Below are 18,011 nucleotides of genomic sequence, written 5' to 3' on the forward strand. Positions count from 1 at the left end.
GCCGATGTATCACCGATACACAGCCCTGCGTCCTGGTTGATGTCCAGTTGCCCGTCGTCCTCCCCTGCCCGCTGCCTGCCCTGGATGGACTGGCTGTGGGCGGGCGCGCGCAGCCAGGCCAGCGTGACGACCCGCCGCAAGATCATGCAGGTCAACCTGGGCGCCGCGGGGGTGGCGCTGACCATCCTGGCCTACTTCGCCTATTACCAGTGGAGCGGCAATCCGGCGCTGGTGCGCACGGGCTGGGCACAGTTGCCCTTCGTGCTGGGTGTGCCGCTGGTCTGGCGCCTGAACGCGCAGGGACGTGACCAGCAGGCGCGCTGGCTGGTGTTCGCGCTGGCGATGGGCGGCACACTGGCGGCGGTCCTGGCGGGCATCGGCACCGCCCTGGGCGCCCACATCTACTTCCTGCTGTTCGCCGTGCTGACGCTGGCCTTCTTCCCGCTGGCGCAATGGCGCTCGGCGCTGGTGCTGTCGCTGTGCAACGCGCTGATCTTCCTGGCCTTCGACCAATGGGGCTGGCCGGCCCACGCGTCGCTGCAGGCGCTGCCCGCGGCCACCCAGAAGTCGATCAGCCAGTCGCTGGTGGTCGGGTGCATCACGGTGGCGATTGCCCTGACCGCGCTGAGCGAGTGGGCCGCCGACCTCAACGAACAGCGCCTGCTGGCCCTGGCCGACACCGACGCGCTGACCGGCCTGCGCAACCGCCGCGCGCTGCTGGAGGCGCTGCAGGGCGAGGTGGCGCGCGCGCGCCGCAGCGGCCGGCCCCTCAGTGTGGCGGTGCTGGACCTGGACCACTTCAAGAGCGTCAACGACCACCATGGCCACGAGGCCGGCGACCAGGTGCTGCGCCAGTTCGCCGAGCTGATGCGGCGCGAGCTGCGCGGCTACGACACCGGCGGTCGTCTGGGCGGCGAGGAGTTCGTGGTGCTGATGCCGGACACCGACCTGGCGCTCGCCGTGGCCAGCATCGACCGCCTGCGCGCCGCCCTGGCGGCCCGGCCGCTGGCCTGGATCGACGAGCAGGTGGACATGACCGTCAGTGCCGGCGTGGCCTGTCTGAGCGCCGAGGACGAGGGCGACGGCAGCGATCTGCTGCGCGCCGCCGACCTGGCGCTCTACGCCGCCAAGCGCGACGGCCGCAACCGGGTCAGAACCGCGTCGTGACCGCGCCGGTGACGCGGTAGGCGGCGTCCACCAGCGGCAGCCAGCGCCACTTGTCGAAGCTGGTGCAGGGGTGCGAGATGCCCAGGCCGATGATCTCGCCCACCTCGGGCGCGGGGTCTGCGGCGTCGAAGCGCAGGTAGGCGTGCTGGTCGTTGAGCCGGCTGATCTGCCAGCCGGCCGGCACCGGCGCCGCGGCGGTGTCGCCCGGCTGGGCGCGCCACAGCGGCAGCGGCAGGTCCATGTCGAAGGACACATCGCGCTTGCCGCAGCCCAGCAGCGCCAGCCCGGGCTCGGGCACCGACTGCACCGCGGCCAGCACTTCCAGCGCCGGCTGCAGCGTCGTGGCCTGGCGCAGGCGCAGGCCCATGCACTGCAGATGGCGGTGGTAATGGACGTGGTCGTGGGTCAGGTAGCAGCCCGAGCGCAGCACGCCGCGCACCGGCACGCCCAGGTCGGGCTGCAGCCGCGCCGCCACCAGATCGAACACCGAGGAGCCGCCGGCGCTGAGGATCAGCGCCGCGCCGCCGGTGTCGAAGGCGCCCTCGGCCAGCAGCGCGCGGGCCAGCGCGTCCACCCGGTCCATCAGCGCGTTCACCGCCGGCACATCCTGGGCGTCGTTGCAGGTGGCCAGCGCGCCCTCGTAACACTCCAGGCCCGCCAGGCGCAGCGCCGGGCTGGCGGCGATGCGCCGTCCCAGCGCCAGGGCCTCGTCGTGGTGGCGCGTGCCGGTGCGCTGGCCGGCCAGACCCAGCTCCAGCAGCACGTCAAAACGCCGGGCGCTTGCGCGCGCCACCTGCCAGGCCTCGATCAGCGCCACCTGGGCCGGTGAGTCCACCAGGAACCACAGGCGCAGCGCCGGGTCGCGGTCCAGCAGCCCGGCCAGCGTGTCCAGCTCGGCCGCCTGCACCACCTGGTTGGCGATGACGATGTTCGCCATGCCGTGCCGCGCGGCCTGCGCCGCCTGCCAGGCGGTGGCCACGCTCAGGCCCCAGGCGCCGGCCTCGCGCTGCAGCGCCCACAGCTCGGGCGACATGCTGGTCTTGCCATGCGGCGCCAGGCTCAGGCCGCGCTCGGCGCAGAAGTCGCGCATCCAGGCCAGGTTGTGGCGCAGCGCGTCCTCGCGCAGCACCGCCAGCGGCAGGGCCAGGTCGCCGCGCAGCAGCTGCCAGCCCTGAGCGCCGATGGCCGACAGCGGCAGCGGCGGGTGCAGCGGCGGGAAGCCCTTGAAGTCGTGGTCGATCAGCATGGGCCGATCGTAGCGGCCTGGCACGGTCGGGCTGATCGAGAACTGATCGAAAAGTGATCCAGCGCCTGCTGCGCTCGATGAGCCGCGTTCCTAACATTCGGTCACACCCCTTTCACCGACGGAGTACCCATGGCTGCCAGCCGATCGACCACCGACTACGACTTCAGATTCCGCGCCCCGTTCGACATCAACGGCGATGCCCGCAACGTCTGGCTGGGCAACGGCGACAACGCCTTCACGATCACCGGCAGCGCGGTCTCGATCAGCGCCGGCCTTGGCAACGACCGCATCGTCGTTGGTGACAGCGTGGACCAGGTGCAACTGGGCGAGGGGAACAACCAGCTGGAGGTGGGCGCGGCCAGCCGCGACGGCGTGGTGCGGGTCAAGGTGCTGGGCGGCGGCCAGGGCGATGACCGCGTCGTCATCCATGGCGACCTGGACAGCGCCAGCCTGGGCAATGGCCAGAACGACGTGGAAGTGGCGGGCAGTCTGGCCAGCCTCAGCACCGGCTCGGGCGATGACCGGGTCCAAGTGGGCGGCAACCTGGCCTCGGCCAGCCTGGGCGATGGCCGCAACGATGTGGCGGTGACCGGCCACCTGGCCAGCCTCAGCACCGGCAACGGTGACGATGTCGTGGTGGTGCAGGGCAACCTGGCCTCGGCGTCGCTGGGCTTCGGCCAGAACCGCGTCCAGGTCGATGGTCACCTGGCCAGCCTGTCGACCGGGAACGGCGACGACCTGGTCGTGGTGAAGGGCGATCTGGACTCGGCCTCGCTCGGCTTCGGCACCAACGACGTGACGGTGGGCGGCGATCTGGCCAGCATTTCCACCGGCCACGACAACGACACGGTCCGGGTGGCCGGTGACCTCGACAGCGCCAGCCTGGGCGCGGGCACCAACTTCCTGCGCGTGGGCGGCGATCTGCACAGCGTCTCCACGGGCTGGCAGCAGGACAAGATCATCGTCTTTGGCGATCTGAATTCGGCCAGCGTGGGCGATGGGCGCAACTGCGTCGAGGTGGGCGGTGACCTGGGCTCCTACTCGGGTGGCTCGGGCATCGACTCCCTGAATGTGCGCGGCGACGCCGGGTCGATCAGCTTCGGCTTCGGTGACAACGTGCTGCTGGTGGGCGGTGACGTGGGCAGCGTCTGCTTTGGCAACGACAACGACCGGGCGGTGATCGATGGCAGCGTGCACTCGATCAACATGGGCTACGGCAACAACAGCCTGGCCGTTGGCCAGAACATGGGCAACCTGTGCACCGGCGACGGGACCGATCTGGTCAGCGTGGCGCTGAACGTCAATGACCTGGTGCTGGGCGGCGGCAACGACCTGATGTTCATTGGCGGCAGCGCCAACGCGCTGAACCTGGGCTCGGGCAACGACCAGCTGCAGGTCAACGGGTCCGTTCGCTCGCTGGAAACCGCCGATGGCGATGACCTCGTGCTGCTGGGCCGCAACGCCGGGGTGGTCCACCTGGCTCAGGGCGACGACCAGATCACGCTGGGCGGTTTCGACAACGGCACGCTGGTCAACGGCAGCCTGGGCCACGACAGCCTGAGCCTGGTGGGCACGGCGGCCGATTACCGCGTGGACGCCCTGGCACCGGACACCTGGCGCATCACCGACGCGGCAGGACGCCAGATGACGGCCTATTCGATCGAAGAGGTGCACTTCACGCCCGCGTTGGGGAGCATCGCCCTGGACCTCAGTTTCATCAACGATGTGCGCAACTTCCCCTGCTTCACGGGCCTGAATCCGCCGCCGGTGCCCTGAACCGCAGGAACCTCCTGGCAGGCAGGTATGCTTGCGGCTCGCCACGACTGATCTGCCAGGAGCCTGCCATGCATGCTGTTCGACTGTCTCTCGCCGCTGTCCTGTTGGGGCTGTCGGCCCACGCCTCCGTCTGGGCGGAGAGCTTTGCCTCCTCGGCGTCGTCGGCCGGCTCGGCTTCGCTGGGCAGCAGCTCCGACTCGGTCCAGGGGTCGAGCAACTCGTCCAGCCGGCCTGCGCAGGTGGCGCAGGGTGACTACCGCATCGTGCAGATCGCCGAAGCGGGGGACGCCACCGGCCGGTTGCGGGTGAGCCTGCAGGCGATCGATGGCGCTGGGGCGCAGGACTTCGCGCTGCTGCTGCCGCCCGCGGCGGCGCAGGCGGGCCAACTGGCGGTGGGCGGCGTGGTCAGCGCGACCGACCGGCCGTACGGCACCGAACTGCGCAGTGCAGCCACCCAGGCCGCCTTCTTCCTGGTGGTGGCCGACGACTGGCACGCCGAACTGCAGACCCGCGCCATCTGAGATCGACCCGCCGCATGGCCTGGCGCCGCGCGCTGGCGGCTGGGGCGCTCGCGCTGCTGTGCGCATCGGCGGTCCAGGCCCGCTGGTCCGTCTGGTGCAGCCAGCCGCTGCAGCCCAACGCCACCCAGCACGATCGGCTGCTGCGCTTCGGCGCGGTGTTGCGTGAGCGCCTGCGGCAGTCGACCGCACCGGCGGTGCTGGTGTCGCGCTCGGGCACCAACCTGCACTGGCTCGGCCAGCGCTATTCACACGCGGGTGTGGCCCTGCGTGACAACCCGCTGGCGCCCTGGGCTGTGCGCCAGCTGTACTTCGCGTGCGAGGAGCAGCGCTCACGCGTCTTCGACCAGGGCCTGCCCGGCTTCCTGCTGGACTTTGCCGACCCCGATGAAGGCTACGTCTCGCTGCTGCTGCTGCCCCCCGAGGCGGCTTCTGCGCTGGCCCGTGCGGCGCTGGACGAGACCTCGGCGCTGGGCGTTCTGGAGCCGCGCTACAACGCCGCCAGCTACCCTTTCGACCTGAGCGACCAGAACTGCAACCAGTGGCTGCTGGAGTTGATGGCGCGCGCCTGGGGGGCGCCGCCGGGGCGGGCCGGCGCCCAGGCCTGGCTGGCCGAGGCCGGCTACCGGCCCGCCCATGTGGAGACCGGTGCACTGCAGGGCCTGGCCCCCTTCATCCCGTGGGTGCGCGGCGGCGGCCAGCCGCGCGAGACGCTGCAGCAGGGGGTCTGGCAGGTCAGCCTGCCCAGTTCGATCGAGGACTTCGTGCGGCAGCGCTACCCGCAAGCCAGGCGCATCGAGCTGTGCCATGACGGTCGGCGGGTGGTGCTGCGCGAGAACGGCCCGCCCATCGCCGACGGCTGCCGGCCAGCCCCCGGCGATGTGCTGACGCCGCTGGACTAGGGGCTGTTCACACGACCGGAAGGGTTGCGAAGGCCCTAAGGTTCGAAGTGCATCGCACTGAGCAGGCGCGGCAGTCGGGGCGCGGCTTGCCGCGCGTCAGGCCAGGCCCTGGCCCAGGCCGGCCGGGCGCCTGCCACCAGGGCCAGGGCTTGGGCATGCTGCTCAACGGCGCCCGCGGGGTCGCCGCTGGCCTGGCAGCGGCGTGCCTGCACCAGGCGGCCCAGGGGGTGCTGGTCGGCCCACGGGCCCAGGCCTGAGATGATCACGTCGGCCGCCCCCAGTCGGGCGTCTTCCAGGTGCAGCCAGGCCAGGTCCAGCGCCGCCAGCGCGGGCTCGTGGCCACGATCAGGCTGGCGCGATACCTCGGTCAGGCACGCTGCGGCGTCGTCGCGCCGGCCGGCGTCCAGGACATCGCTCGCTGCGGCATGGGCCAGCACGCCGGCCAGCTCGACGTCACGCGGCAGACGGCAGTGGGCGCGCAGTGCCGCTTCCAGTGCCTGGCGCAACGCGTGCTGGCCACGGCGCACCGCCAGCCGCAGCAGTGGCACGGTCCACGCGCGCCAGACGGCGTAGCCAGGCCCGTTGGGCGCCTCGGCCCGGGCATGGACCAGCGCCCAGGCCTGCTGCGCCGCGGCGGCGTCGCCGCTGAGCAGGTCGACCAGGCCTTGCACGCCGGCCCGTCCGCACTCGACCAGCGGATGCTGCAGCTCGGGCTGTGCGCCATAGAGCGCCAGCAGTCGACGCGCGCGACCCAGGTCCATGCGGTCCAGCAGCATGTGGGCCGCCGTGGTCAGGGCCGAGCCCAGGTAGGGCAGGAAGCCCTCCCTCTCCAGTGCGTCCATCGCCTGGTCCAGGTGCGCCTGCGCACTGTCCAGCCAGCCCATCAGGCCATCGACCTCGACCAGGCTCAGCCCGGTGTGGATCGTCGAGCGCACATGCGGCACACGTTGCTGCCAGAGGTCCGACGCTTCCTCCAGCCGTTGTCGCGCCAGGGCCAGCTGGCCGCCGAGCAGATCGAACATCGACGCCCCGGTCAGCGCCTGACCCAGGCGCTTGAGGTTGCCACATCGACGGCACAGGCGGATGACCTCGCCGAACGCCTGCTCAGCGTCGGCCAGGTCGCCGCGGCGGCCCGTCAGCACGGCGGCGTTCAGGCGCACCATCAGGGCCCAGTCCTGGTCGCCCTGGCCCTCGCACTGCTTCAGGGCCAGCCGCAGCTGCGTCTGCACACCGGCCGCGGCCTCGTCACCCCCGTGCTGCGTGTAGGCCAGCGCCAGCGCCAGGTGGGCCGGCGCCATCAGCGCGGCCCGCGCGGACTGCTGCTGAAGCTGGGCCACCAGCCGTTCGCCGAAGGCCACCGCCTGCGGGTCGTTCATCACGAACTGGGTGCGCAGCAGCTGCAGCTGCACGTCGGGCTGCTGCGGCTCCAGGTCGACCACCACCTGCAGCAGCGGCCGGGCCTTGGCGTACTCGCCGCGCAGGAACAGCTCGCAGGCGCGGGCAAAGGCTTCCACCACGAACGGGTCGGGCGAGATCGCCGCCAGCGCGGTGCCCGCGCCCGAGGTCAGCAGCGCCTGGACCGACTCCGCCCAGCGCAGCGCCAGCGAGTGCCAGTGCGGCCCGCGCAGGCTGGTCACCGGCACCCGCCGGCCATCGCTGTAGACCAGGTCGCCGTGCAGCCACAGCAGGTCGGACTGGCGGGTCAGGCGCCCCTGTACCACCACGTCCAGACCCAGTTCACGCAGTGCGCGCAAGGCCAGGTCCTGGGCGGGCGCGGGCTCTTGGGCCGCGCGGGCGTATTCGGCCATCGTGGCGCTGCCGATCAGTGACAGGCGGGTGTCGGCCTCCAGCATCTGCGCGGCCAGGGCCGGCAGGCCCAGGCACAACCACTGCAAGGTCGGGTCGCCGGTGTAGTTCATGCAGGGCAGCATGCCCACCCGGAGACTGCCGCTGTGCGGGGCCGGGGCGGCGCGCGGCGCCCGCGGGGCGCCGGCCCCGTCGAGCTCCTGAACCGGATGGACGAAGCGGTAGCCCACGCCACGCGCGCTCTTGAACCACTCGGTCGGCGCGCCGCGCTCCAGGGCGCCGCGCAGCTTGAGCATGGCCTGCGGCAGCACGCCGGGCGAGGTCACCCGGCCTGCCCACACACGGGCCAGGATCTCTTCGCGGGCGACCACGCGGTGGCGCTGATCGACCAGCAGGTGCAGCAGGTCGAACAGGCGCGGACCGAGTGCGACCGGCTGGCCGTCGTGGCGCAGCTCGCGCTGGGCGACATCGAGCTCGAAGGGCCCGAAGGCGAATCGCTGGACCGAAGGCATCAGGGGGTGTTCGTGCAGAGGTGGTGGGCACCCGTGAGGATGGGCAGGCGTCGCCCGAGCAGCGGCCCCGACCCTCGCCTCGACCGCTGAGCAGCGCCGCCGGTCCCGCCTGGCGCTGCCCAGGGTATTTGACTACGATGGTACTTAGACCCTCTTTCCACACGCAAGGAGTTGGCCATGCGACGTGTCACTGGCATCGGCGGCATCTTCTTCAAGGCGCGCGACCCGCAGGCCCTGGCCGCGTGGTACCGCACCCACCTGGGTCTGGCGGTCGATGACTGGGGCGGCGTGGCCTTTCGTTGGGCCGACGACAACCCTGCCGGCGCGGGCACCACGATCTGGACGCCGTTCAAGGACGACACCGCCTACTTCGCGCCGAGCACCGCGCCCTTCATGGTGAACTTCCGGGTCGAGGATCTGCACGGCCTGCTGGCCGCCCTGCGGGCCGAGGGCTGCCAGGTGCTCGACAAGGTCGAGGAGTCCGAGTACGGCAAGTTCGGCTGGGTGCTCGATCCGGAAGGCAACAAGCTCGAGCTGTGGCAGCCGCCGCCGGGGCAGTGAGCACCGACCGCGTTCACGGCGGTGACTGGTGTTGGCGCGCCAGCGCCCGGCACCAGCGGGCCAGCTGAGCGCGCAGGGACGCGGGGTCGATCAGCTCGACCTCGGGCGCCAGACCCATCACCAGGCGCACGGCCTGCTCGGCAGTCTCGATCGGCAGGCTCAGCCGGCGCCAACCGGCGGGCGACGGCGCCGGCGTGGCGCGGGCCACGGCCTGCGCCGCGTAGTCGCCCAGTTCGGCCAGTCGCCGACAGCCTTCAGGCGAGGCCCGCAGCGTGGCGCGCAGCGGCCGCAGCTCGCGCTCGAAGCGCTCGACTGAGGCCTGCCACCAGCGGGCCAGATCGAAGTCCGGGCGTCGCTCGACCACCTCGTCCAGCACGGTCAGCGCCTGGACCTGCGTCACCTTGAGCGTCATCGTGCGTGCGCCGGCCGCGACCACGGCGTACCACTGGCCGGCCTTGAGCACCAGACCCAGCGGTTCGGCCTGGTAGCGGCGTGGGCCCTTCCAGCTCTGGTAGTCGATCAGCACCCGGCGCCCATCCAGCACCGCCTGCGCCAGCGCCGGCAGGTGCGGCACCGCGTCTGGCGCGTGGTACCAGCCCAGTGGGTCGACATGGAAGCAGGCCTGCAGCCGCCCGCTGAGCGTGGCCGAGTCACCGGGCAGCGCGGCCAGCAGCTTGGCGCCGGCGCGGCGGGCCGCATCGCCCAGGCCCAGCTCACGGGCGGCGGCGGGCAGCGTCAGCAGCGGCAGCGCGCGGGCCTCGTCGGCGTCCAGGCCGGTCAGCTGGGTGCGCCAGCCGGCGTGCAGCTGGAAGCCACCGCCCGGACCGCGCTCGCCATAGACCGGTACACCGGCTGCCGACAGGGCCTCGATGTCGCGGTGGATGGTGCGCGGCGATACCTCGAACTCGGCCGCCAGCTGCTCGGCCGTGAGCCGCTGGCGCAGCTGCAGCAGGATCAGGATGGACAGCAGGCGACTGGCACGCATCGGGAATCATCATGACATGAGCTGTCATGAATAGGCCGGCAGCATGCCGACCATTGCGACCCAAGGAGCCTGGATGAGCACCGATGATCCCGACCGCCGAGACCTGCTGCAGACCCTGGCGACGATCGCACTGGCCAGCGCCGCGCCTGCCGCCACGGCTGCGCCGGCCGCCGAGCCGCTGCCCTTTGTCCCCACCGACGCACCCGAGCCCGGGCCGGCCATGCTGCGCGCGCCGCTGCGCCAGCGCAGTCCGGGCCGTCCGGGGCAGTTCGGCTTTCTGGACGGCCACTGGCGCATCCGGCATCAGCGCCTTCGCGCCGGCCTGGGCTGGGACGGCTTCGAGGGCGAGGCCAGCTGCTTCAGCGTCCTGGGAGGGCTGGCCTCGGTGGAGGAATTGCGCATCCCGGCGCGGCGCTTCTCGGGCATGGGCCTGCGGCTGCTGGATGTGCAGCAATCCCTGTGGCATGACGTCTGGGTGGGCGCGGCCAGCGGCGTGCTGGCGGGCCCCGGCCAGCCTGGCAGCTTCGAGGACGGCGCCGGGATCTTCGACAGCCAGGACGAGAAGCAGGGCCGACCGGTGATCTACCGCGGCGTGTGGGACCGCATCACGCCGCGTAGCTGCCGCTGGCAGCAGGGCAGCTCGCACGATGGCGGGCGCAGCTGGGCGCTGAACTGGTCGATGGACTGGGAGCGCGTGGGCTGAGGCGCTCAGCCTTCCTCATCCGGCGCATGCACCACCGTAACCGGCACACCGGCGTGGTGCAGCAGCGCCTGGGCCACGCTGCCCAGCCGGCCGCTGTCGATCAGACCGGGCTGACCAGCGCCGACGATCACGCCGTCGCAATCCTCGGATTCGGCCAGGTCGCGCAGCACGGTGGCCGGCTCGCCGTGCACCACCAACTCGGTGTAGGGCACGCCGGCGCCCCGCAGCATCTGGCCGGCCGCTTCCAGTGCGTGGTGACCGGCGCCCTCGCTGGCGCGGTCGAGCAGCGCGGGGTCGGGCGCCAGCACCACCTCATAGAGGTGCGGCGGCTCCTGGGCATTGGCCAGCACCACGGTGATCGACAGGCCGGCCAGCTTCAGGCCGATCGCGTGGCGCACCGCGGCCAGAGCGGCCGGGCTGCCGTCGACGGGGAGCAGGTAGCGCATGGGATCTCCTGACAGTGGGGATGAGACCATCGTAGCGCGCAGGGGCTTGGCGTGGCGGTGCTAAGCTGACCGGCTGATCCCGCTCAACCTGCCCTCACAAGAACCCTGGAGACGCCCCATGCCCGGACTGCTGCCCGACGTCGACCCCGACGGCCTGCTCGAATACTCGGTGGTCTACACCGACCGCGCCCTGAACCACATGTCGAAGAAGTTCCAGGGCGTGATGGGTGACATCTCGCGCACCCTGAAGGCCGTCTACGGTGCCGAGGCCGCGGTGGTCATTCCCGGCAGCGGCAGCTTCGGCATGGAAGCGGTGGCGCGCCAGTTCGCCACCGGTCAGAAGGTGCTGGTGCTGCGCAATGGCTGGTTCAGCTTCCGCTGGACGCAGATCCTGGAGATGGGCGCCATCCCGTCCGAGCAGCGCGTGCTCAAGGCGCGCCCGGTGGGCCCGGGCGCACAGCAGCCCTGGGCGCCCGCCTCGCTGGAGGAGGTGCGCGCCGCGATCGCCGACCAGAAGCCGGCGGTGGTCTTCGCGCCGCACGTGGAGACCGCCAGCGGCATGATCCTGCCCGACGACTACCTGAAGGCCGTGGCCGATGCGGTGCATGCGGTGGGCGGGATCTTCGTGCTGGACTGCATTGCCAGCGGCACCGTGTGGGTGGACATGGCGGCCTTGGGTATCGACGTGCTGGTCAGTGCGCCGCAAAAGGGCTGGAGCGCCGAGCCCGGCTGCGCGTTGGTGATGCTGGGCCAGGGTGGCCTGAAGCGCCTGGACGAGACCACCAGCACCAGCTTTGCCGCCGACCTGAAGAAGTGGCACCAGATCATGCAGGCCTTCCTGGCCGGCGGCCACGCGTACCACACGACCATGCCCACCGGCGCGCTGACGCGCCTGCGCGATGCGATGGCCGAGATGGAGCATCGAGGCTTTGGCGTGCTGAAGGAACAGCAGTGGGCGCTGGGCCGCGCGGTGCGCGCGATGCTGGAGGGCCGCGGCATCCGCTCGGTGGCCGCCCCCGGCTACCAGGCCCCGGGCGTGGTCGTCAGCTACACCGAGGACCCCGGCATCCAGAACGGAAGCAAGTTCATCGCCCAGGGCCTGCAGACGGCGGCCGGCGTGCCGCTGCAGTGCGACGAAGGCACCGATTTCAAGACCTTCCGCCTGGGCCTGTTCGGCCTGGACAAGCTGGCGAATGTGGAGCGCAGCGTGGCCTCGCTGGCGGCGGCGCTGGACCGCATCGGCTGAACATGCAGCGCCTGACGATCTCGGTCGACGACGAGCTGGCCGAGGCCTTCGAGGCGGTGATCCGCGAGCGCGGTTACGCCAACCGCAGCGAGGCCTTCCGTGACCTGCTGCGCACCGAGCTGGGTCGCACGCACCAGGCGGCGCACCCGGACGGTCCCTGCATCGCCACGCTCAGCTACGTCTACAACCACCACCAGCGACAGTTGGCAGCGCGCCTGACCGATCTGCAGCACGACCACCACGAGCTGACCGTGTCCACCACCCACGCCCACCTGGACCACGAACACTGTGTGGAGGTGGTGATCCTGCGCGGCGCGGCGCGTGCGGTGCAGGCCTTTGCCGATGCGGTGATCGCCCAGCCCGGCGTCAGCCACGGCCAGCTGCACCTGGTGCCGATGGTCGAGCAGCACGGCCACGGCCACGCCCACCTGGTGCCGGCCAGCGGGCACGTCCACCGCTGATCGAGCCCTGACCGGGCTGGCGTCCAGATCGGCAACACACTGACCGAGGGTTCTCCCCAGGGTCGGCGGCTGCATCCAAGGCAGCGATGAGGGCGTAATCGCTTGGCACGCAACTTGTATGAAGATGCTGAAATTCTTCATACGCTGACGCCATGCACGACCTGCCCACTGACTGGACCGCCCTCTGCGCCCTGGTCTTCCTGCTCGGGATGCGCCACGGCTTTGACGCAGACCACCTGGCCACCATCGACGGCCTGACGCGCCTGACCCGGCGTCGCGGCGGTGCGTTCGCGCGCTGGTGTGGCGCGCTGTTTTCGCTGGGCCATGGCGCCGTGGTGTTGCTGATCGCCGCGCTGGTGGGCTCGGCCAGCGCCCAGTGGGTGCCGCCCGAGTGGGTGGATGGCTTTGGCACTGGCGTGTCGATTGCCTTTCTGCTGGGCCTGGGCGTGGTCAATCTGCGAGCGGTGCTGGCGGCGGCGCCGGGCGAGCTGGTGGCGCCGGTGGGCCTGAAGGGCCGCTGGCTGGGCCGGCTGGCCCAGGCGCGCAGCCCGCTGGGCGTGGCCGGCGTGGGCGCGCTGTTCGCGCTGTCCTTTGACACCCTCAGCCAGTCGGCGCTGTTTGCCGCCACCGCCACGCAGTTCGGCGGCGTGGGTCGCGCGCTGGTGCTGGGCGGCCTGTTCGTCACCGGCATGCTGGTCACCGACGGCCTGAACGGCTGGTGGATCGCCCGGCTGATCGCCCGGGCCGACCAGATCGCGGTGGTCGCCTCGCGGGTGATGGGCGCGGCGGTGGCAGGCGTGAGCCTGCTGGTGGCTGCGCTGGGCATTGCCCGCTGGACCTCGCCGGTCGTCGAGGCCTGGACCGAGGGCCGTGAACTCGCCTTCGGCACCACGGTGCTGATGGTGATCGCGCTGGGCTACGGCCTGGCGCTCTGGCTGGCGCGACGCGCACGGCCCATGACCACCCCCTGACGAGGAGATACCCATGCACACGCTGCGCCTGAAGGCGCTGGCGGGGGCGGCTGTGGCCGCTTGCGCCAGCCTGAGCCACGCCGAAGACGCCCCACAGACCGTCGAGGTCAGCGGCCGCCATTACGACAACGCCGTGGGCAGCAGCGACGCCGCCTCCGAGGGCGTGATCCGCGCCGAGCTGCTGAAAAGCCGGCCGGCGCTGCGCCCGGGTGAGGTGCTGGAGTTCGTGCCCGGCGTCATCGTCACCCAGCACTCGGGCGACGGCAAGGCCAACCAGTACTTCCTGCGCGGCTTCAACCTGGACCATGGCACCGACTTCGCCACCACCGTGTCGGGCATGCCAGTCAACATGCCCACCCACGGCCATGGCCAGGGCTATTCGGACCTGAACTTCCTGATCCCCGAGCTGGTCGACCGCATCACCTATCGCAAGGGGCCGTACTTCGCCACGCATGGTGATTTCGCGTCGGCGGGTGCCGCCGACATCGCCTACCGCACGCGGCTGGACGCGCCCTTCGTGCAGCTCACACTGGGCGAGCACGGCTACCGCCGCGCGGTGGGCGGCGGCTCGACCGAACTGGCCCCCGACACCACGCTGCTCGGTGTTGTCGAAGGGATGGTCAACGACGGCCCCTGGACCGTGCCTGAGAACCTGCGGCGCCGCAACGGCGTGCTCAGCCTCAGCCAGGGCTCGCGGGCCCAGGGCTGGTCGGCCAGCGCCATGGCGTATGACGCGCGCTGGACCAGCACCGACCAGGTGCCGCAGCGCCTGATCGACGCCGGCACCTACCAGGGCCGGCCGTTTGGCGCCTACGACTCGCTGGACCCCAGCGACGGCGGCAGCACCTCGCGCGCCAGCCTGTCGGGCGAATATCACCGTACCGACGACGCCGGCGAGACCCGCGTCTCGGCCTACGCGATGCGCTACCGTCTGAAGCTGTTCTCCAACTTCACCTACGCGCTGGAGCGCCCGGCCACCGGCGACCAGTTCTCGCAGCAGGATGCGCGCAGCGTCTACGGCCTGCAGGCCGCGCGGGCCTGGCAGCTGAGCGACACGTTGCGCATCGAGCTGGGCGCCCAGCTGCGCCACGACCGCATCCGCGTGGGCCTGTTCGACACCCAGGCGCGCCGCATCCTGGCCACCACCCGCGAGGACGATGTGGTGCAGACCCAGGCCGCGCTCTACGCCCAGGCCGCCTGGCAGGCCACGCCCTGGCTCAAGGCCATCGCCGGCCTGCGCGCCGACCACGCGCGCTTTCGCGTTGACAGCCTGAAGGGCGATGCGATCGCGGCGGCCAACTCGGGCCGCGCCAGCGATCAGCAGCTCTCGCCCAAGCTGAGCCTGGTGCTGGGCCCCTGGGCGAAGACCGAGCTCTTCGTCAACGCCGGCCGCGGCCTGCACAGCAACGATGCGCGCGGCACCACCGCCCACCGCGATCCGAAGATCGGTGACCCGGTCGATCCGGTGCCTGGCCTGGTGCCGCAGCGCGGCTGGGAACTGGGCCTGCGCACCGAGGCGCTGCCGGGCCTGCAGAGCTCGCTGGCACTGTGGCAGCTGCGCTCGGCGTCGGAGCTGGTCTATGTGGGCGATGCCGGCGCCACCGAGGCCAGCGAGGCCAGCACCCGCCGCGGCATCGAGTTCAACAACCGCTGGACGCTCAGCCGCCACTGGCTGCTCGACGCCGACTTCGCCTGGACTCACGCCCGCTTCGACAACGGCGACCGTATCCCCAACGCGGTGGACCGCGTGGCCTCGGTGGCGGCCACGCTGAAGGACTGGGGTCCCTGGTCGGCCAGCCTGCAGTGGCGCTACCTGGGCAGTGGCGCGCTGATCGAGGACAACAGCCAGCGCTCGCGGCCAGCCTCAACGCTGAACCTGCGGCTCTCGCGGGACCTGGGCGCCTGGATTGGCCGCCCGACCACGCTGACGCTGGACGTCTTCAACCTGACCAACCGGAGGGTGGATGACATCCAGTACTGGTACGAGTCGCAGTTGCCCGGCGAGGCCGCGCCGGTGGAAGACCGCATCGTGCACCCGGCCGAGCCGCGCAGCCTGCGACTGACGCTGGCGCTGAGCTTCTGAACGTCCAAGGGCCGGGCCGGGGCCCCCCTCAAGGGGGATACAGCGCCAACCAGCCCGGCATCACAATCGCCGGACACTGCGACGTGGGGCGATATCTGATCCGGCCCCAGAGCCGCCATGCAGGCCCTCGTGGCCAGGGACGGCACGATGATCCAGCTCAGAACAGCCCCTCCATCTCGGCTTCGTGCCGTAAGCTCGCTGGTCGGCCAGCGCGCCTGACAAACGCTCGGCGTACAGGCGGACATGGCGAAGTGCCCGAACTGCTCTAATCCGCTTCACTGGGACGCCCAGCAGTGCCCCAGGTGTCAAGCGGTTCTCAGCCTCACAGCCCATTGGCACGCCGTGCCTGAAACGGCCGAGGAGCGCGCTTCCCTGGAGCGCAAGCTCGGGCGCGAGCTCTCGGCGCAAGATGATCCTTGGCTGAATGCTGCCAAAAGCAAGACGACCTACCCTTTCCTGGCCGGGTTCGGTCGTGCACTGAAGGCTCAGTTCCTGATCCTGGCCGTCATCGGCATGCTCTTTGTGCTTGGCGCCCCATTCGGCATCAGTTTCATGATTGCGATGGTGTACATCGTCCTGGTCCAGGAACTGGAGGTAGTAGGCAACCCCTTCATGTTGATTCTGGGGCTCATGCTGGGCGTCGCGATCGTCAATGGGTGCCTGGCCAAGCTGGCGAGCCGCGCGCCACCAACATCGACATCGCCGAACTGATCAGCCCAGCGCATTGGCCGCCTGGACCGCGGCCACGCAGGCGTCATGGCAGCGCTTGCACTCGGCGTGGTGCTCCGCATGCGGCTTGCAGGCCTCGATGCAGGCCTGCATGGCCGCCACCGAGGTCTTGGCCAGCGCACCCAGGTAGGCCGACTGCAGCGTGGCAGCGCGCAGCGTGGCGCCGCAGGTCAGCTCGGTGTCCAGCGCGGTGCGCAGGCAGGCGCCCAGTGACTTGTCGCCCTGGGCCAGCAGCACCTGGCAGTGGGCTATGCAGGCGTTGGCGGCGGCCACGCAGGCCTGGTAGGCGGAGACGAAGCCGGCTGGGGCCGGTTGGCCCTTGGGGGCCGCTGGCGCGGGCGCGCCGTGGTCGTGGTGGCTGTGGTCGGTCTGTGCGCGGGCGGTGGCGGCGGCGGTGGCGCCCAGCAGCAGGCTGGCGCGGACAAGGGTGCGGCGTTGCATCGGGTGGGCTCCTTCAGTGGTGGGAGCTTGCCGCGGCGCGGGGTATCTGCACCCACACCATGACCTCCTGCTCGCCTGCGCGCTCGAAGCGCAGCACCAGCGCAAAGCGCTGCCCATTCACCAGCGGCGCCTTCAGGCCCTGCAGCAGCAGGCGCCACTCGCCGTCGTGCTTCAGTGACAGGTCGGCGCCAGCGGGCAGATCCAGGGCCTGAATGGTCTGCCCGCGCCGCTGAAGCAGCACCGACGCGGCCACGGGCGTGCGGGCGCCGAGCAGGCGATCGGCCTGGGCGCCGCGGTTGTGCAGCCGGCGCAATTGCACCTGGCCCTGGTCCTGGCCGGCGGCGCTGGGCAGGGCGTAGGGGTGTTCGATCAGCAGGTCGCCAGCGCGCGTGCCGTGGGCCTGGGCCGGCAAGCCGGCCAGGCAACCGAGCAGCAGGGCGATGGGGCGGCGGCGCATCGTCCGATGATCGCAGACCCGGCCCGGCCGCTCAGAAGTCCATCGTCCAGCCCACCGCCAGCGCGCGGCGCGGCACCAGCTGCAGGCCGTTGACCTTCTGGTAGACCGGCAGCTGCAGGTAGGCATAGAGCGTGGCCTGCGGGCCGACGGCCAGCGTCAGGCCGGGGCTGAGCTCGACGGTGGTCGAGCCGGACAGGTCGGGTTCGGCCTCGGCGCCGCTGTCGCGGCCACGGCGACGGGCATTGAGCTGCACCACGCTGCCCAGTGTGGGCGAGAAGGCGTGCGACCAGCCCAGCGCGGCCTCGATCCGCTGGCCCGGCTTGAAGTCGCGGTGGGCGGCCAGCGCGCCGCTCCAGCTGGCCTGGCCGAAGAGCGCGTCGGTCGGGCCCAGGGCGCGGCGCCACGCACCGCCCAGCACCACATCGGTGGTGCCGGTGCCGGGCTGCAGCGCGCGCTCAGCGCGGTCGCCGTTGGCATTGGCCACGGTGCTGCTGCCGGTGGGCAGCTTCAGGCCGCCGAAGAAAGCCCACGAGGTGTCGGCGTCCGCGGTGGTGAACTGCCGCCGGGCCACCAACTGCACATCGCCCAGGCGGGTGAAGCGCCAGCGCTCGTCGGCGGCCAGCGCGCCGGTGTCCTCGTCGAACAGGGTGTGCAGGTGGTCGCGGCGCAGCAGGGGCAGGCGCAGCGCAAAGGACCAGTCGGCGTCCGGCGCATAGCCGATGGTGGTGATCAGGCTGGTGTTGCGGGTGTGGCGCTCCAGCGCTTCCTCGTTGGTCACATCGGCGGGCGCCACCGTGGTGGTGCCCTCGCGCAGGCGGTCCTGGGTCAGCGACTCCAGGCGCAGGTCCAGGCTCCAGCCGCTGTGGCCTTGGCCCGGTCCCTGGGCGAAGCGGTCGGTCATCAGGCTGCAGCTGGTCGAGCCGCAGGAGGCGTGGGACAGGGCGGGGGCCAGCGCGGCGACAGACAGCGCAGCCGCCACGGCAACATGAAGATGCATGGTG

General features: G+C 71.4%; 18 protein-coding genes. 11 read left to right on the forward strand and 7 right to left on the reverse strand.

Features of this window, described 5'->3' with window-relative positions:
* Nucleotides 1-84: 84 nt before the first annotated feature.
* Nucleotides 85-1,167 carry a GGDEF domain-containing protein gene (locus KAK07_RS17940; RefSeq protein WP_210862266.1) on the forward strand — a complete coding sequence of 361 codons (1,083 nt, stop codon included), beginning with the start codon at nt 85-87 and terminating at the stop codon, nt 1,165-1,167.
* Here the strand turns inward: KAK07_RS17940 and KAK07_RS17945 are convergent.
* Nucleotides 1,151-2,413, reverse strand: coding sequence for an alanine racemase (locus KAK07_RS17945; RefSeq protein ID WP_210853335.1), 1,263 nt, complete (start codon nt 2,411-2,413; stop codon nt 1,151-1,153). The genes KAK07_RS17940 and KAK07_RS17945 overlap by 17 nt on opposite strands.
* A 129-nt stretch (nt 2,414-2,542) precedes the next feature.
* Between KAK07_RS17945 and KAK07_RS17950 the strand changes: the two genes are divergently transcribed.
* The 3 genes from KAK07_RS17950 to KAK07_RS17960 all read left to right on the forward strand — a co-directional run bounded on the left by KAK07_RS17950 (nt 2,543) and on the right by KAK07_RS17960 (nt 5,609).
* Nucleotides 2,543-4,189, forward strand: a complete 1,647-nt coding sequence (locus KAK07_RS17950) for a hypothetical protein (RefSeq protein WP_210862268.1) — start codon at nt 2,543-2,545, stop codon at nt 4,187-4,189.
* Nucleotides 4,190-4,257: 68 nt separating this feature from the next.
* Nucleotides 4,258-4,710: a hypothetical protein gene (locus KAK07_RS17955; RefSeq protein ID WP_210853331.1), complete on the forward strand. Its 453-nt coding sequence runs from the start codon at nt 4,258-4,260 to the stop codon at nt 4,708-4,710.
* Nucleotides 4,711-4,724: 14 nt separating this feature from the next.
* Nucleotides 4,725-5,609, forward strand: coding sequence for a DUF2145 domain-containing protein (locus KAK07_RS17960; RefSeq protein WP_210853329.1), 885 nt, complete (start codon nt 4,725-4,727; stop codon nt 5,607-5,609).
* A 35-nt stretch (nt 5,610-5,644) separates the two neighbouring features.
* On the opposite strand, the gene KAK07_RS17965 is transcribed toward KAK07_RS17960, so the two are convergent.
* Nucleotides 5,645-7,927: a winged helix-turn-helix domain-containing protein gene (locus tag KAK07_RS17965; RefSeq protein ID WP_210862270.1), complete on the reverse strand. Its 2,283-nt coding sequence runs from the start codon at nt 7,925-7,927 to the stop codon at nt 5,645-5,647.
* A 177-nt stretch (nt 7,928-8,104) separates the two neighbouring features.
* On the opposite strand from KAK07_RS17965, the gene KAK07_RS17970 reads away from it, so the two are divergent.
* Nucleotides 8,105-8,488 (forward strand): VOC family protein, encoded by a 384-nt coding sequence (locus KAK07_RS17970; protein WP_210862272.1) that lies wholly within the window; start codon nt 8,105-8,107, stop codon nt 8,486-8,488.
* 13 nt (nt 8,489-8,501) lie between these two features.
* Here the strand turns inward: KAK07_RS17970 and KAK07_RS17975 are convergent, their stop codons facing one another.
* The gene (locus tag KAK07_RS17975; RefSeq protein WP_210853323.1) at nt 8,502-9,473 is read right to left on the reverse strand and encodes a helix-turn-helix transcriptional regulator; all 972 of its coding nucleotides are present in this window, start codon (nt 9,471-9,473) and stop codon (nt 8,502-8,504) included.
* A gap of 73 nt (nt 9,474-9,546) precedes the next feature.
* Between KAK07_RS17975 and KAK07_RS17980 the strand changes: the two genes are divergently transcribed.
* The gene (locus KAK07_RS17980; RefSeq protein WP_210862275.1) at nt 9,547-10,176 is read left to right on the forward strand and encodes a hypothetical protein; all 630 of its coding nucleotides are present in this window, start codon (nt 9,547-9,549) and stop codon (nt 10,174-10,176) included.
* Between the two features lie 5 nt (nt 10,177-10,181).
* Here the strand turns inward: KAK07_RS17980 and KAK07_RS17985 are convergent, their stop codons facing one another.
* Nucleotides 10,182-10,622, reverse strand: a complete 441-nt coding sequence (locus KAK07_RS17985; RefSeq protein ID WP_210853319.1) for a universal stress protein — start codon at nt 10,620-10,622, stop codon at nt 10,182-10,184.
* 118 nt (nt 10,623-10,740) lie between these two features.
* On the opposite strand from KAK07_RS17985, the gene KAK07_RS17990 reads away from it, so the two are divergent.
* From KAK07_RS17990 to KAK07_RS18010, 5 genes are all read left to right on the forward strand, one after another.
* Entirely contained in the window at nt 10,741-11,868 is a 1,128-nt protein-coding gene (locus KAK07_RS17990; protein WP_210862277.1) for an aminotransferase class V-fold PLP-dependent enzyme, read from the forward strand.
* A gap of 2 nt (nt 11,869-11,870) precedes the next feature.
* Complete coding sequence (gene nikR / locus KAK07_RS17995) at nt 11,871-12,329, forward strand: nickel-responsive transcriptional regulator NikR (RefSeq protein WP_210853310.1); 459 nt, start codon at nt 11,871-11,873, stop codon at nt 12,327-12,329.
* A gap of 152 nt (nt 12,330-12,481) precedes the next feature.
* On the forward strand, nt 12,482-13,300 hold the full coding sequence (locus tag KAK07_RS18000; RefSeq protein ID WP_210862279.1) for a HoxN/HupN/NixA family nickel/cobalt transporter: 819 nt from the start codon (nt 12,482-12,484) through the stop codon (nt 13,298-13,300).
* 13 nt (nt 13,301-13,313) lie between these two features.
* Nucleotides 13,314-15,383 carry a TonB-dependent receptor gene (locus KAK07_RS18005; protein WP_210862281.1) on the forward strand — a complete coding sequence of 690 codons (2,070 nt, stop codon included), beginning with the start codon at nt 13,314-13,316 and terminating at the stop codon, nt 15,381-15,383.
* Between the two features lie 342 nt (nt 15,384-15,725).
* A complete protein-coding gene (locus KAK07_RS18010; protein ID WP_210862283.1) occupies nt 15,726-16,094 on the forward strand; it encodes a hypothetical protein in 369 nt (122 codons plus the stop codon).
* On the opposite strand, the gene KAK07_RS18015 is transcribed toward KAK07_RS18010, so the two are convergent.
* The 3 genes from KAK07_RS18015 to KAK07_RS18025 are packed head-to-tail and all read right to left on the reverse strand — an operon-like array spanning nt 16,095 to nt 18,007.
* Nucleotides 16,095-16,553, reverse strand: a complete 459-nt coding sequence (locus KAK07_RS18015) for a four-helix bundle copper-binding protein (RefSeq protein WP_210862291.1) — start codon at nt 16,551-16,553, stop codon at nt 16,095-16,097.
* Between the two features lie 13 nt (nt 16,554-16,566).
* Nucleotides 16,567-17,010 (reverse strand): copper chaperone PCu(A)C, encoded by a 444-nt coding sequence (locus tag KAK07_RS18020; protein WP_210862293.1) that lies wholly within the window; start codon nt 17,008-17,010, stop codon nt 16,567-16,569.
* A 31-nt stretch (nt 17,011-17,041) separates the two neighbouring features.
* Nucleotides 17,042-18,007: a hypothetical protein gene (locus KAK07_RS18025; RefSeq protein ID WP_210862295.1), complete on the reverse strand. Its 966-nt coding sequence runs from the start codon at nt 18,005-18,007 to the stop codon at nt 17,042-17,044.
* Nucleotides 18,008-18,011 lie beyond the last annotated feature (4 nt).

Source organism: Ideonella alba, assembly GCF_018069875.1.
Lineage (GTDB): Bacteria > Pseudomonadota > Gammaproteobacteria > Burkholderiales > Burkholderiaceae_C > Ideonella > Ideonella alba.

Bases quoted from the DNA above. Each gene is read 5' to 3' on its own strand.
- KAK07_RS17975 (WP_210853323.1), bottom strand. From the start codon at position 9,473: ATGCGTGCCAGTCGCCTGCTGTCCATCCTGATCCTGCTGCAGCTGCGC.
- KAK07_RS18005 (WP_210862281.1), top strand. From the start codon at position 13,314: ATGCACACGCTGCGCCTGAAGGCGCTGGCGGGGGCGGCTGTGGCCGCT.
- KAK07_RS18020 (WP_210862293.1), bottom strand. From the start codon at position 17,010: ATGCGCCGCCGCCCCATCGCCCTGCTGCTCGGTTGCCTGGCCGGCTTG.
- KAK07_RS17955 (WP_210853331.1), top strand. From the start codon at position 4,258: ATGCATGCTGTTCGACTGTCTCTCGCCGCTGTCCTGTTGGGGCTGTCG.
- KAK07_RS17970 (WP_210862272.1), top strand. From the start codon at position 8,105: ATGCGACGTGTCACTGGCATCGGCGGCATCTTCTTCAAGGCGCGCGAC.
- KAK07_RS17985 (WP_210853319.1), bottom strand. From the start codon at position 10,622: ATGCGCTACCTGCTCCCCGTCGACGGCAGCCCGGCCGCTCTGGCCGCG.
- KAK07_RS18000 (WP_210862279.1), top strand. From the start codon at position 12,482: ATGCACGACCTGCCCACTGACTGGACCGCCCTCTGCGCCCTGGTCTTC.
- KAK07_RS17950 (WP_210862268.1), top strand. From the start codon at position 2,543: ATGGCTGCCAGCCGATCGACCACCGACTACGACTTCAGATTCCGCGCC.
- KAK07_RS17980 (WP_210862275.1), top strand. From the start codon at position 9,547: ATGAGCACCGATGATCCCGACCGCCGAGACCTGCTGCAGACCCTGGCG.
- KAK07_RS17945 (WP_210853335.1), bottom strand. From the start codon at position 2,413: ATGCTGATCGACCACGACTTCAAGGGCTTCCCGCCGCTGCACCCGCCG.
- nikR (WP_210853310.1), top strand. From the start codon at position 11,871: ATGCAGCGCCTGACGATCTCGGTCGACGACGAGCTGGCCGAGGCCTTC.
- KAK07_RS18015 (WP_210862291.1), bottom strand. From the start codon at position 16,553: ATGCAACGCCGCACCCTTGTCCGCGCCAGCCTGCTGCTGGGCGCCACC.
- KAK07_RS17990 (WP_210862277.1), top strand. From the start codon at position 10,741: ATGCCCGGACTGCTGCCCGACGTCGACCCCGACGGCCTGCTCGAATAC.
- KAK07_RS17960 (WP_210853329.1), top strand. From the start codon at position 4,725: ATGGCCTGGCGCCGCGCGCTGGCGGCTGGGGCGCTCGCGCTGCTGTGC.
- KAK07_RS17940 (WP_210862266.1), top strand. From the start codon at position 85: ATGGACTGGCTGTGGGCGGGCGCGCGCAGCCAGGCCAGCGTGACGACC.
- KAK07_RS17965 (WP_210862270.1), bottom strand. From the start codon at position 7,927: ATGCCTTCGGTCCAGCGATTCGCCTTCGGGCCCTTCGAGCTCGATGTC.
- KAK07_RS18025 (WP_210862295.1), bottom strand. From the start codon at position 18,007: ATGCATCTTCATGTTGCCGTGGCGGCTGCGCTGTCTGTCGCCGCGCTG.